General features: G+C 47.3%; 12 protein-coding genes. All 12 read left to right on the top strand.

All coding sequences use genetic code 11. The features are described 5' to 3' along the window. Positions 1-2 precede the first annotated feature (2 nt). The gene (locus LC508_RS12655) at positions 3-881 is read left to right on the top strand and encodes a carbohydrate ABC transporter permease (protein WP_158587215.1); all 879 of its coding nucleotides are present in this window, start codon (positions 3-5) and stop codon (positions 879-881) included. Beyond that, the gene (locus LC508_RS12650; protein ID WP_103731131.1) at positions 878-1711 is read left to right on the top strand and encodes a carbohydrate ABC transporter permease; all 834 of its coding nucleotides are present in this window, start codon (positions 878-880) and stop codon (positions 1709-1711) included. The genes LC508_RS12655 and LC508_RS12650 overlap by 4 nt, the downstream gene beginning before the upstream one ends. A 6-nt stretch (positions 1712-1717) precedes the next feature. Beyond that, positions 1718-2506, top strand: coding sequence for an alpha/beta hydrolase (locus tag LC508_RS12645; RefSeq protein WP_054352187.1), 789 nt, complete (start codon positions 1718-1720; stop codon positions 2504-2506). Positions 2507-2509: 3 nt separating this feature from the next. After that, complete coding sequence (locus tag LC508_RS12640; protein WP_054352188.1) at positions 2510-3280, top strand: alpha/beta hydrolase; 771 nt, start codon at positions 2510-2512, stop codon at positions 3278-3280. A 20-nt stretch (positions 3281-3300) separates the two neighbouring features. Beyond that, a complete protein-coding gene (locus LC508_RS12635; protein ID WP_158587214.1) occupies positions 3301-4074 on the top strand; it encodes an MBL fold metallo-hydrolase in 774 nt (257 codons plus the stop codon). A gap of 103 nt (positions 4075-4177) precedes the next feature. Continuing rightward, complete coding sequence (gene gtfA, locus LC508_RS12630) at positions 4178-5596, top strand: sucrose phosphorylase (RefSeq protein ID WP_103731133.1); 1419 nt, start codon at positions 4178-4180, stop codon at positions 5594-5596. A 61-nt stretch (positions 5597-5657) separates the two neighbouring features. Next, the gene (locus tag LC508_RS12625; protein WP_054352191.1) at positions 5658-7373 is read left to right on the top strand and encodes a sensor histidine kinase; all 1716 of its coding nucleotides are present in this window, start codon (positions 5658-5660) and stop codon (positions 7371-7373) included. 5 nt (positions 7374-7378) lie between these two features. Beyond that, entirely contained in the window at positions 7379-8971 is a 1593-nt protein-coding gene (locus LC508_RS12620; RefSeq protein WP_146051756.1) for a helix-turn-helix domain-containing protein, read from the top strand. Positions 8972-9061: 90 nt separating this feature from the next. After that, positions 9062-10594 (top strand): ABC transporter substrate-binding protein, encoded by a 1533-nt coding sequence (locus LC508_RS12615; protein ID WP_103732704.1) that lies wholly within the window; start codon positions 9062-9064, stop codon positions 10592-10594. Positions 10595-10616: 22 nt separating this feature from the next. Further along, positions 10617-11525, top strand: a complete 909-nt coding sequence (locus tag LC508_RS12610) for an ABC transporter permease (protein WP_103732703.1) — start codon at positions 10617-10619, stop codon at positions 11523-11525. A 15-nt stretch (positions 11526-11540) separates the two neighbouring features. Continuing rightward, positions 11541-12422, top strand: coding sequence for a carbohydrate ABC transporter permease (locus tag LC508_RS12605; protein WP_033139401.1), 882 nt, complete (start codon positions 11541-11543; stop codon positions 12420-12422). Between the two features lie 7 nt (positions 12423-12429). Next, positions 12430-13311 (top strand): Nif3-like dinuclear metal center hexameric protein, encoded by an 882-nt coding sequence (locus LC508_RS12600; RefSeq protein WP_103733136.1) that lies wholly within the window; start codon positions 12430-12432, stop codon positions 13309-13311. Positions 13312-13319: the final 8 nt, after the last annotated feature.

The following is a 13319-nucleotide window of genomic DNA, read 5'->3' as shown; positions in this document are numbered from 1 at the left end:
GTATGGTAGGAAATAAACACGGAGAACGAAGATTGATACTGCTTTTCTTTGTGCCGGCAATACTGGTCTGGCTGGGAATCCTGATCGTGCCGTTTTTTTACGGGATTTTCATTTCTTTTACACAGTGGGATGGTCTGGGAAATGATTTTACATTTGTAGGGCTGAGAAATTATCTCACAATATTCGGGGATTCCAAATTTTTGGATTCCCTGCTGAAGACATCTATCTATGCGGTGGCCGTTGTGATCGTCAGCAATGTGATTGCTATAGGCCTGGGGCTGCTTCTCACAAGCGCTCTGAAAGGTAAAACTTTTTTCAGGACAGCCATGTTTACTCCGAATATTATCGGAGGGCTGATCCTGGGATATCTGTGGAAGTTTATCTTTAACTTTGGTCTTACGGCATTTGGAAAAAGCGGTGGGATTGCGTGGCTTGAGAAGTCCTGGCTTACCAGCTCGGCTTACGCCATGGTCGCTATGATCATTGTGGCTTCCTGGCAGCTGAGCAGTTATCTGATGATCATCTATGTGGCGGGACTTGCCAATGTGCCGAAAGAACTGTTGGAGGCCGCCTATATTGATGGGGCCGGAAAATGGTCGGCATTCAAGCATGTGACACTTCCCATGATCAGGTCATCCTTTACGGTATGTGTTTTCCTGTCTATTGTCCGTTGTTTCATGGTATTCGATGTGAACCTGGCGCTTACAGGAGGCGGACCATTCAATTCCACAGAGTTGATTGCCCTTAAGGTGTACAATACAGCATTTACAAGTATGAAATTCGGAGTTGCACAGGCAGAGGCTGTGGTATTGTTTCTGATCGTAACGGTGATCTCTGTGCTGCAGACATATTTTTCAATGAAGAAGGAGGTAAAGGCATGAGAAAAATGAAAGCAAGCCGTGTTTTGCTGTTCGCGGCAGCCTGTATACTGACAGTGATCTATATATTTCCGTTTGTGCTGACTATCTTCAACTCCATGAAAACATCGCAGGAATTTATCATGAACCCTTTTTCCCTGCCATCTGCATTTCATGTGGAGAATTTTACCCAGGCCCTGCAGGAGATGAAGTTTTTCTCAGCCCTGAAAAATACATTTATCCTGACGATCGTGTCCTCTCTTCTGATCACTTTGTTCGGAGCTACGGCAGCCTATGTGGTCAGCAGATTTTCCCATAAGAAATGGGTGAGCGCGTTGTTCCTGATGATGGTGGCATCCATGGTGGCTCCTTTCCAGGTATACATGATACCGATCGTGAAGATATATGGGGGTACCTTTGGACTGAATAACAGCCTTTTGTTTCTGTCCGTTGTGGCCTTGGGGCTGAATCTGCCGTTCTCCATATTTTTGATAAGAGGATTTCTGAACGGTATTCCCATTGAGATAGAACAGGCTGCCATGATAGACGGATGTTCTTACATACAGGTATTCTTCCGGATCGTACTTCCTATGCTGAAACCCATCGTGATCACTCTTCTGGTATTCGTATCCATGGGAATCTGGAATGATTATCTGATGTCCAGCCTTTTCCTCACAGACGAGGTGAAGCGGACTCTGGCGCTGACGATCCGTGTATTTGTAAATGAGTATTCTGTGGACTACGCGCCTATGCTTGCAGGACTCTTCTTGTCAATGATTCCCATGCTCATCTTCTATGTGCTGTGTCAGAAACACATTCTGGAAGGTGTTGTGCAGGGCAGTGTGAAAGGATGATAATATATGGCATATTTACATTTTAATTTCAAATCAGATGCGATTGATCAAAGTATTGAACTGGATGTGATACTTCCAACTCTGACAGGAGGTATGGACTGTAATCCTCCCTTTAAGACCCTGTATTTTCTCACAGGGTACAGCGGGGGAGCGAGAGAGACTTTGACATTTCTGAATATGAAGTTTCATGCAATGCTGCATGGCCTGGCGCTGGTGGTTGTGACCGGGGACCGTTCCTTCTATGTGGACAAGCCGGAGTGGGGTGATAATTACGGGAAATTTATCGGTGAAGAGCTTGTGGAGATCACCAGATCTCTGCTGCCTCTCTCCCGTAAGAAAGAGGACACCTTTATCGGCGGAATCTCTATGGGCGGATTTGGCGCCCTTATAAATGGGCTTCATTACAGCGATACTTTCAGTAAAATTGCCATGCTGTCGCCGGCCCTCAGAGTCAACAAGATTCTGAAAAAGGAAATATCACCCCTTAAACCGGACAGGATGGAGGCTATTTTCGGGACAGAGGATGAGTATCTCCATTCCGATAAAAATCCGGAAAAAGTGCTGCTTGACAGGAAGAAAAGCGGGAAGGCAATTCCGGAATTGTTCCTTCGGTGCGGCTGCCAGGATGAGCTGGTGTATGATGTAAACAAAGAATTTCTGCGGTTTTTGGAAGAACAGAATATCCCGGTGGATTTTGAGGAGACAGAGGGAGTTCATGACCTTGTATATTGGAGCAAAATGTTGGAACCCTGTTTTGCGTTCCTGTCCCCGGCGAAATCGTTTATGGAGGAATAGAAGATGGCGTATATTGAAATGAATTACAAATCAGAAAGTCTTATGAGGAGTGTATCCCTGAATGTGTTTCTGCCCTGCTGTGACGGCTGGGAAAATGCGGAGAAACCCTTCAAAACCCTGTATTTTCTTCCGGGCTTCAGTGCCAGCGGAAAAGAGCTGAGCACTAGCTTGAGTTTTCGCCTGCAGTCCATGATGAAGGGGATTGCAGTGGTGATACCGGACGGGGACAATTCTTTTTATGTGGACAGACCGGACCGGTTTGCCTGGTACAGTAAGTTTGTCGGCAGCGAGATCGTGGAGGTGACCAGGAGTATTTTCCCTCTCTCTGTTAAGCGGGAAGACACCTTCATCGGCGGAATCTCCATGGGCGGATATGGGGCGCTGTTGAACGGCCTGCGTTACAGAGAGACCTTTGGGAAGATTGCGGCTATGTCTCCGGGACTTGATTTCTATGATCTTATGGAGCGGGGTGTGAACGGTTTTACCCGGGAATACCTGGACGGGCTTTTTGGAAGCAGGGAGGAGTTTGAGCGCACAGACCTGGGTCTGGACCCGGCTTATCTGGAAGCGAAGAAGGCAGGAGAAGAGATCCCGGAACTATTTATGTGCTGCGGACGTCAGGATGAGCTGGTGTATGAGAATAATGTCCGCTTTGTAAAATTTCTGCAGGAAAATCAGATTCCGGTTGATTATCGGGAAGATGACGGCGGCCATGATGTAATGTTCTGGGAGAAATTTATGGATCCTGTATTTGCATTTCTGGCACAAAAATAATGAATTTAGGAGAAAAAAATATGGACTACAAAGTTGTACAAATGGATGAACACACCTGGAGAATTGAGGAATTTGATGACACATCCAGTGTATATATGTATCTCCTGGAGGGGAGCGAGAGGGCCATGCTGCTGGATTCAGGCCTGGGTATGATTCCGCTGGATGAGATAACGGCTGAACTGACATCACTGCCTGTGGATGTACTGGCAACACACGCACATCTGGATCATATCGGCGGGAACAGCTTCTTTGAGAAGGTTTATATCAATGAGCTGGACAGAGAGGTATTTAGTCTGCACTGCGATAAGTTCAGAAGTTATTATCCCGATTATCAATTTCGCGGACAGAGGGATAATATTATCTGGTACACAGGGGAGAAAGAATTTCAGCTCGGCGGGCGGACACTCCGCCTGGTTTCTTCACCGGGCCATACCTTAGGAGCTGTGAGCATTCTGGATGTGGAGAGAAAATGGCTGTTTACAGGGGATACCTGCTGCCGGGCTTCTGTGTTGCTGAACCTGGAATATACCACTACAGTGGAGACTTATAAAAGGACTATAGAGGAATTGCTGTCCATAAGAGAGCAGTATGATCTGACCTGGCCGGCGCATCACAAAATTCCTGTTTCTCCTGAGATACTGGAACAGTTCCGTGAAGCCGCTGACCTTTTGCTGGATAAAAAGGCGGAGGGAGAAGATATAGAGATGCCCTTCGGTCCGGCGAAATGCTTCTATTATAAGGATATCTCCATTACCTATACGCCGGACCGCGTATTTGACAGAAACGATGCTTGAAATATCTTGAAATTGAAAGAGACAACCCCTTTTACAAAAGATTTTCGATGCCGGACAGTGGTATAATGAGGACAGGATACAGAGTAGTGAAAGGAGATATACAATGCAGTTAAAAAACGAGATCATGCTGATCACCTACGCGGACAGCCTGGGCAGTAATCTGAAGGAACTGGGGGATATCCTGGAAAATGACATCAAGGACGCAGTGGGTGGAGTACATATCCTTCCCTTTTTCCCGTCCTCCGCGGACAGGGGCTTTGCACCTATGAGGTATGATAGGGTTTCACCTGAGTTCGGAACCTTTGCAGATGTGGAGAGGATTGGGAAGAGTTATTACCTGATGTTTGATTTTATGATCAACCACATTTCCAGAAGCTCGGAATTCTTCAGGGATTTTGAGAAGAAGAAAGACCAGTCTGAATACCGGGATCTGTTTATCCGGTATAAGGATTTCTGGGAGAACGGGGAGCCGACTGCGGAACAGGTGGACAAAATCTATAAGAGAAAGCCCCGTGCGCCGTACACGGACGTGGAATTCGGAGATGGCAGCCGGGAGAAGGTGTGGTGTACGTTCTGTGAAGAACAGATTGACTTAAATGTGGAAAGCGCTGCAACGAAGAAATTTATCCGGGAGAATCTGGTTTCCATGTGCAGCCACGGTGCGTCCATTATCCGGCTGGATGCCTTTGCCTATGCGGTGAAGAAGCCGGACACCAGCTGTTTCTTCGTGAAGCCGGATATCTGGAATCTGCTGCGTGAGACAGAAGCCCTGGTGAAACCTTACGGGGTGGAGATCCTGCCGGAGATACATGAACATTACTCGATCCAGATGGAGATTGCCGGAGAGAAATTCTGGATATATGACTTCGCCCTTCCGGTCCTGACGCTTCATGCCCTGTACAGCGGGAAGGGAAAATATCTGAGGGAATGGCTGCTCATGTCACCCATGAAGCAGTTCACCACACTGGATACTCATGATGGTATCGGAATCGTGGATGTTAAGGATCTGCTGCCGGATGAGGAGATAGAATTTACCAAGGATAAGATGTTTGCCGAGGGGGCAAATGTCAAGAAGATATACAACACAGAGGCCTATAACAATCTGGATATTTATCAGGTCAACACCACCTATTATGCAGCCCTGGGAGAAAATGACAACGCTTATCTTTTGGCAAGGGCCATCCAGTTCTTTGCTCCCGGCATCCCTCAGGTGTATTATGTGGGAATGCTGGCAGGCGCAAATGATATTGCACTCATGGAATCAACGAAGAACGGAAGAGATATCAACAGGCACTGCTATTCGGCGGAGGAGGTAAAAGAGGAATTAAAGCGTCCTGTGATAAAGGATCTGCTGGCACTCATGCGGTTTCGCAATCAACACCCGGCGTTTTCCCTGGAAGGGCAGATAGAGGTGGCGCTGACAGGGGAACACGGTCTGCGCATTACCAGAAAACAGGGGGAACATTTTGCTGTACTGGATGCAGATTTAAAGAGACATACGTTCGAGATCAGGTGTTCCTGACGTAAATACTGCTCCCTGTCTTACGGACAGGGGGCTGTTTTCACAGCAGAGAGGGTTATCTATGAAAAAATCAATTGTCCGCAGAATCATAGCGCTGGTCACGGCCCAGTTATTGTTTTTGATATTCATTTTTTGTGTATTTGTCTATTTCTCCTATGCCGAGACCAGAGAGGAAATCATACAGTCCTCTGATAACTTCCTGCAGGTTTACGGCAAAGAGATCAAAGACCGGCTGGATAAGATGGAAAAGATGCTCAACAGTATTGTATATCAGAATATTAACCTCGCAAAACTGGAGAGCAAAGACGAGAGCGAGAGATTTTACGCTTCATTGGCTCTCAGTAATCAGATCAAAGATCTGACGGCATGGGATGACAGCGCTCAGATGCTGGTGATTGCAGAAGGGGAGTACGATATCTGTCTCAGTGCCGAGGAAGATGGGGTGAGCTTTCAGGAAGGGGAGGCTATCCGGGAATTTGTGCTGGAAATGTCCAGAAAGGGCAGTAAAAAGGCCAGGTGGTACTTTACTTCTATCGAAGGGAAGCATTATATCTACAGGATTTATATGCGCGGAACCAGGGCTGAGGCAGCCTTTCTGTCTATGGAGAGACTGACGCATTTCTGGGACAATACGGATTTTGGAAACCAGGCGTTTACCATAACTGACGGAGATGGCACAGTCTGGACATCGGTTGGATTCTTAAATGATCCGAAGCTGCTTTCGCAGGAAGGGAAGAATTTGGAGGAGCCGCAGTTTGTGAAAAGGCAGATGGAGATCGTGGAGGGGCAGGTGTGCCTGGAATCCTTTGTGAAGGCCTATGATGTGCTGGGCAGTATCCGCTACAGTGCGGTCATTATTATCTTGCTGATCCTGGGAAGCATCGTGTTTGCGCTTCTGGTCATACGCTATATCAGGAGAGAGCTTTTGCATCCCATGCAGCACCTGACCAGCGTGATGGACGAGATTTCTGACGGCAGTTACGAGCTGCGGTTTCAGGGCGGATATGAGAGCCGGGAGTTTATCCGTCTGGCAGAGACATTTAACCGGCTGATGGATGAGATCGTGGGGCTGCGCATCCAGAGCTACGAGAAACAGTTAGAATTAAAAGACACAGAGTTAAAATGTGTCAGGCTGACCCTGCGTCCCCACTTTTTCCTGAATGCCATGACTACGATTTCCAGTCTGAGTATGCAGAATAAAAATGTTGAGATTGATGCCTATGTGAAATCTCTGTCGAAAAATATCCGGTATATGTTCCGCTCCGGGCTGCATACAGTTCCTGTCCGGGAAGAGATCAGCCACGTGGAAAATTATTTTGAGATGCAGGAGCTGAAGTATCCGGGAAGTGTATTTTATTTCGTGGAGATGGCAAAGGAGTGTGAGGAGTGGAGGATTCCCCAGCTTCTGATCCACACCCTGATCGAAAATGAGTACAAATACGCAGTCTCTCCGGGAAAAACACTGAGCATTCTGATCCGGGTGTCCCTGGCTCATTTCCAAAATGAAACCATGCTGTCTGTGGAGATAGAGGATGACGGACAGGGCTATCCGGAAAATGTTCTGAAGGAGATGGGGGAATATCACGACAAGTATCCGGAGGAGGGGACGAGGATCGGTCTGTGGAGCATACGAAAGATATTGTATCTGATGTATGAGAGGACGGATCTGTTCCAGATGTCAAATGTGGAGCCTCACGGATGCCGGAATCTCCTGCTCATTCCGGAAAAAGCGAAGCATGAGATGAAGGAAGAAACCGTACAGAACAAAATTGGGTGAAGAAAATGAATGTGTTGATTATTGATGATGATATCACGATCGTGGATGCCATTGAAAGTTCAGTGGACTGGGACAGGCTTATGGTGGAGCAGGTTTGCAAGGCATACAACATAGAGGATGCAAAGCAGATTTTGGACAGGCAGGAAATAGAACTTATCATCAGTGACATTGAGATGCCCCAGGGAAGCGGCCTGGAACTCCTTAAGTGGTACAGGGAACAGGAACTGGACGGGGAATTTCTGCTTCTGACCTGCCATGAGAATTTTGAATACGCTGCCAATGCACTGAAAATGCAGGCGGCTGAGTATATCCTGAAGCCTTTTGATGCAGAAGTGCTGGAGATGGCCCTTCAGAAATGCATTCAGAACATCAGGAAGAAGGAGGCAAACAGAAAATCCCGGGAGTATGAAGCCTGGTTCCAGCACAACTATAAGAATATCAAGCTGTCCTTTGTGGAACGCCTGCTGAAGGAACCGTTCACTCTAAAAATGTATGGGGACAACAGCAAACTGATATCCGGCGGCCAGAAACTGGAATTGGGAACAGAGTACAGGATACTGGCAGCGAAATTTACAGATGTGGAGAAGGATACTGCCAAATACGGCAGAGAGCTTCTGAAATTTGTCCTGAACAATCTGTTTTCAGAGATCCTGTGCAGTACACCGGAAAATGAGCGGGTCATCTGTCAGGAGAAAGACGACGAGCTGCTACTGGCAGCAGTCTGCGATGTGGATTCGGATGAGACTATGCTTGACCGTGCCAGGATATTGGTGGATTCCGTCAGGCAGTATATAGATTGTGTGATGACGGTTTGCGTAAGCCGGGTCTGTGATGTCAGCCAGCTCTTTGAGACATATCACAGAATCCTGAAGAAAATGTCCTGGAATGTGGGAATTTACGGCAAAGTGGTGCTGGAAAGCCAGATTTCAGAGAAGCAAAGGACCGGAGATGCTTTACTGGATGGCGGTAAGCTGAAGGAATACCTGGACAAAAAGGACAAAAGCGGACTATTAAATTATCTGAAAAGATGTACGGCGCTGATGCATGAACCAGGTAATCTGGACCGGGAAATGCTGATCAAGGTGAAACAGGAGCTATTGCAGGCCGATTATTTCTACCTCACGGAGAGGGGAATCCAGGCATCCAGGCTTCTGGGGGACCAGTTGTCTGTGGATATGGAGAAGAAGGCGGTGCGCTCTGTCCTAGATCTGATGCGCTGGGCGGCATATCTGCTGGAACGTACCTTTGCCTATGAGGAGGAGATCCGGAAATCCAATACCATGATCGGGCAGATCAATGATTATATCCATAAGCATTACGGGGAGGAAATCGGCAGAAATGAGATAGCGGAGCATTTCTTTCTGACCCCGGAATATCTGGCGAAGATGTATAAGAGGAAAACAGGCACAAGCCTGAAGGATTATCTGAACGAATACCGGATCGGACAGGCGAAAAGGCTTCTCGCGCAGACAGATAAGCTGGTGAGCGATGTGGCTATAGAGGTGGGGATGGATAACTTTTCTTATTTCTCTACCCTTTTCAGAAAGTATACGGGTCTTACCCCGAATGAATACAGGAAGCGTGAATCAGGCGTATGAGGCTTGTTTTTGAAAAAGGAAGACTTGTTTTTGCAAGAATCAGGCCATGGATATCACCTATAATGGGAGTATCAAAAGGAGGTAAGGAAAATGAAAAAAAGAATGAAACAAATCATGGCAGTGGTTCTGGGCATGAGCATGGCAGCCGGTCTTTGTGCCTGCGGCGGCTCCGGGGGTTCCGGCAAGAAGGAAGAAGGCGCCAAGGCAGACTCTGACAAGTATGAAAAGGTAGTTTTTGCCTACCAGACCTTTAACAATGTTCCCTCAGAAGAAGGACTTGCTGAGGTACAGGAAGCTGTGAACAAGATCACAAGGGAAAAGATTGGCGTGGAGGTGGAGTTAAAGCCTATCGCCTACGCGGATTACAACAATCAGATCAGTCTGTCCCTGCAGGCGGGCGAGCAGATCGATCTCTTTGAGAGTCTGTTTAATTTCCCGGACTGTGTTGCCGCGGATATGGCTATGGATATCACAGAGCTGGCGCCGGAATTTGCACCCGAGGCACTAGAGCTGGTGGGTGAAGAGTGGATGAATGCATGTACTGCAGACGGTAAGATTTATGGAATACCTGTATATAAACCGCTGGCACTCACGCCTATGATCACTTACCGCAAAGATATTGCCGAAGAACTGGGGATTGACATGAGCCAGGTAAACAGTGTGCAGGATTTAGACGCAGTTTTTAAAAAGGTCCAGGAAGGCCGTCCGGATATCACACCGCTGGCCCCAATTGCACCGGGAGATACAGGACTGAACAGGCTCTACAGTACAAATGTGGATTACCTTGGCGATGATTATACCGCACCAAAGGGTGTTTTATTGGGTGATGACACCAAGGTTGTGAATCTCTTTGAAAGCCAGGAGTTCATGGATGTCTGCAAGATGGCAAGGGATTGGTATAACAAGGGCTATATCATGAAAGATGCGGCTACGACCACGAGTATGTCTCTGGAACTGCTGTCCTCAGGAAATTATTTCTGTGCTATTGCTTCCTACAGTTATCCGGAAGAAGATACAGCAGCCAGCTTACAGACTCAATGGGGTTATCCGACAGGAGCCAGGATTCTGAAAGAGGCTTATATTGATACGTCAACAGTTAATGGAGTGACCTTCATGGTTTCTACTAACTGTGAAGTGCCGGAGGCGGCTCTCAAATTCCTGAATCTGACTTATTCAGATAAGGAGATTGTGAATCTTTTGATTTTTGGAATCGAGGGCAGAGATTATGTGGTAAAGGAAGAAGACATTGTTAATTATCCGGAGGGGGAGGATGCCTCTACAGTTCCTTACACAGCACAGCTTAGCTGCGGTACACTGGGAAATTATTTTATTCAGTATCAGATGGAAGGCAATAATCTGGATTCCCTGAAATGGGAAGAAGAACAGAACAAAGAGGCTGCTTCCTCACCAGTTATGGGATTTGTGTTTGACACAGCACCTGTTAGCACGGAGTATACGGCAATCGCAAATGTTCTGAGTCAGTATCTGCCTGGACTGTTCTGTGGCAACGTGGAACCGGAAACAGAGATTCCGAAGCTGAACAAAGCGCTGGAGAGCGCCGGACTTGGAAATGTCATAGCTGAAAAACAGAAACAGTTGGATGCATGGCTGGCAGCTCAGTGACGCTTAAGGGGAGGGAAAGAATATGAGAAAAAGTTCTAAAACCACGCTTCCCTTTATGCTGATCGCTCTGCCGGGTGTTGTATACCTGATCATCAACAATTACATACCCATGTTCGGGATCTTCCTGGCATTCAAGGACTACAAGTATTCCAAGGGAATCTTTGGCAGTGACTGGTGTGGCCTGAAGAATTTTAAGTTTTTGTTTGCAACAGACGATGCCCTGATCATGACTAGGAACACAATCTTATATAATCTGGTGTTTATCGTCCTGGGAACTGTGGCAGCTATCTTTATTGCAATACTGATGTGCGAGCTGGGTGAGCGGATGCGGGTGAAGATATTTCAGTCCTGCCTGCTTCTGCCGAACCTGCTGTCCTGGGTTGTGATAGGTATCATCGGATTTGCTTTCTTAAGTGCAGATACAGGTTTTATCAACAACACGATTCTGCGCACCATGGGGAAGGAGAGTGTTTCCTGGTACATGCAGCCAAATGTATGGCCCTTGATACTGGTGCTGGTCTTTCTATGGAAAAATGCAGGTTATCAGTCCATTATTTACATGGCAAGTATCTCAGGCTTTGACAAATCTATCTACGAGGCGGCATCTATCGACGGTGCTTCCAAGCTGAAACAGATATTTTCCATCACACTGCCCATGCTGGTCCCGACCATCACGATTCTGACCCTGATGGCGGTGGGAAGGATATTCTTCTCTGATTTCGGTCTGTTTTATCAGGTGCCGCAGGATTCCGGAGCGCTGTATGCAGTTACCCAGACCATTGACACTTATGTATACAGGGGACTGATGCAGTCCAACAATGTAGGTATGGCGGCAGCGGCGGGATTCTACCAGTCTGTTATTGGATTTGTACTGGTGGTGGCAGCCAATGCGGTTGTGAAAAAAATAAACCCGGAAAATGCACTGTTCTAAGGGAGGTGAAAGAAGATGTCTGATTCCAAAAAATTTAATGTCATAGCCACTGTGATCCTGGGGATTCTGGTGGTGGTCACTATGGTACCTATCCTGATGATCGTGATCGCATCCTTTACAGAGGAGAAAACCTTACTGCGCGACGGATATTCTCTTTTGCCTGGGGCATTGAGCGTTGACGCTTACATTTACATGGTAAAGCAGGGGGCGATTATTGTACGGGCCTACGGTGTATCCATACTGGTGACGTTTGTGGGCACCCTTGGCAGTGTCCTGATCACAGCCATGCTGGCATATCCCATGTCGAGAAAGGCTTTTAAGTACAGAGGAATATTAACCTTTTTCGTATTTTTCACTATGCTGTTCAGCGGAGGTATTGTACCTTCCTATATTATGTGGACAAGGGTATTTCAGATCAAGGATACCATATGGGCGTTGATCCTGCCGAATTACCTGGTGACAGCGTTTAATGTCTTTCTTGTGAAGAATTATTACACCAACAGCATTCCCGACTCTCTGATCGAAGCGGCACAGATTGACGGGGCAGGGGAGATGAAGATATTCTGGAAGGTCATGCTTCCGCTGTCCGTGCCTACGATCGCCACAGTCAGCCTCTTTTCAGGTCTGGCCTACTGGAATGACTGGATCAACGGTCTGTATTATATCAATGACGCCAAGCTGTACAGCATCCAGATTCTGCTGCTGAAGATCATGAACAATATCAACGCCTTGAAGCAGAATACGGGAAGCCTGATGGGGACCGGCGCTGTCAGCCTTCCGGGAACATCTATCCGTATGGCAATGGCGGTGATCGGAATTTTGCCCATTTTGCTCATCTATCCCTTTGTGCAGAAATATTTCATCAAGGGTGTAGTAGTGGGGGCAGTGAAAGGATAAATATAAAATGAAAAATGAAGAAGTTATTGACCGTATCTTGCAGTTCCACCCTGATATTCCGGATTATGACGGATGTGACGGGTATAAATCGGGAAATCCGTCGGATGAGTGTACAGGGGTGGTCAGCGCTCTGGTGCCCACAGTGGATGTGATCAGGAAGACGGCGGAGCTTGGCTGTAACCTGCTGGTGACCCATGAGCCGATCTATTATCAGACCCCGGATTACCCTGAATGGAAGGGAGAATTTGAAAATCGGGTTTATGATGAGAAAAAAGCTTTGCTGGAGCGTTATGGGATCACCGTGTGGAGGAATCACGACCATATCCATGCCCACCAGCCGGATCTGATTTTCAAAGGAGTTGTGAAATATCTGGGCTGGGAAGCATATGAGCTGAAAGCCCGGAGAGAGATCCCTCTATATTACGCCTTCGAGATACCGCCTGTTACGGTGCAGGAACTGGCAGAATTATTGATGGACAGGCTGGGAATGAACGGAATCCGGTTTGTGGGAAGACCCGGGGATGTGATCCGCCGCATTGCCATTGTGGCTCATCTGTATCCGCAGCCGGGTGATGAGATCCGGGAGGATGGATATTACCGGGACTACTCGTCACAGATCATGCGCCAGATGGAGGAAGAGGACTGTATTGACGCGGTGATTCCCGGAGAGATCATAGAATGGACATTGTTGTCTTATATCCACGATGCAGTGTCCCTGGGTAAGGCGAAAGCATGTTTTAATATCGGCCATTACAATATGGAAGAGCTGGGAATGCGCTACGCGGCGGACTGGATAAAAGAACTGCTCTGCGAAGAGGTACCTGTACATTATGTACAGACGGAACAGTATTTTACATATATGCAGCGGCGGGAAATGGACAAAATATAAGGAGGAGA

It is taken from the genome of Blautia parvula, from assembly GCF_020215665.1.
GTDB lineage: Bacteria > Bacillota > Clostridia > Lachnospirales > Lachnospiraceae > Blautia > Blautia celeris.
This window is presented reverse-complemented; position numbering and strand designations above follow the sequence as displayed.

Excerpts from the sequence above, each read along its gene's own strand:
- LC508_RS12600 (WP_103733136.1), top strand. The coding sequence starts at position 12,430 with ATGAAAAATGAAGAAGTTATTGACCGTATCTTGCAGTTCCACCCTGAT.
- LC508_RS12650 (WP_103731131.1), top strand. The coding sequence starts at position 878 with ATGAGAAAAATGAAAGCAAGCCGTGTTTTGCTGTTCGCGGCAGCCTGT.
- LC508_RS12620 (WP_146051756.1), top strand. The coding sequence starts at position 7,379 with ATGAATGTGTTGATTATTGATGATGATATCACGATCGTGGATGCCATT.
- LC508_RS12605 (WP_033139401.1), top strand. The coding sequence starts at position 11,541 with ATGTCTGATTCCAAAAAATTTAATGTCATAGCCACTGTGATCCTGGGG.
- LC508_RS12640 (WP_054352188.1), top strand. The coding sequence starts at position 2,510 with ATGGCGTATATTGAAATGAATTACAAATCAGAAAGTCTTATGAGGAGT.
- LC508_RS12635 (WP_158587214.1), top strand. The coding sequence starts at position 3,301 with ATGGACTACAAAGTTGTACAAATGGATGAACACACCTGGAGAATTGAG.
- gtfA (WP_103731133.1), top strand. The coding sequence starts at position 4,178 with ATGCAGTTAAAAAACGAGATCATGCTGATCACCTACGCGGACAGCCTG.
- LC508_RS12655 (WP_158587215.1), top strand. The coding sequence starts at position 3 with ATGGTAGGAAATAAACACGGAGAACGAAGATTGATACTGCTTTTCTTT.
- LC508_RS12615 (WP_103732704.1), top strand. The coding sequence starts at position 9,062 with ATGAAAAAAAGAATGAAACAAATCATGGCAGTGGTTCTGGGCATGAGC.
- LC508_RS12625 (WP_054352191.1), top strand. The coding sequence starts at position 5,658 with ATGAAAAAATCAATTGTCCGCAGAATCATAGCGCTGGTCACGGCCCAG.
- LC508_RS12610 (WP_103732703.1), top strand. The coding sequence starts at position 10,617 with ATGAGAAAAAGTTCTAAAACCACGCTTCCCTTTATGCTGATCGCTCTG.
- LC508_RS12645 (WP_054352187.1), top strand. The coding sequence starts at position 1,718 with ATGGCATATTTACATTTTAATTTCAAATCAGATGCGATTGATCAAAGT.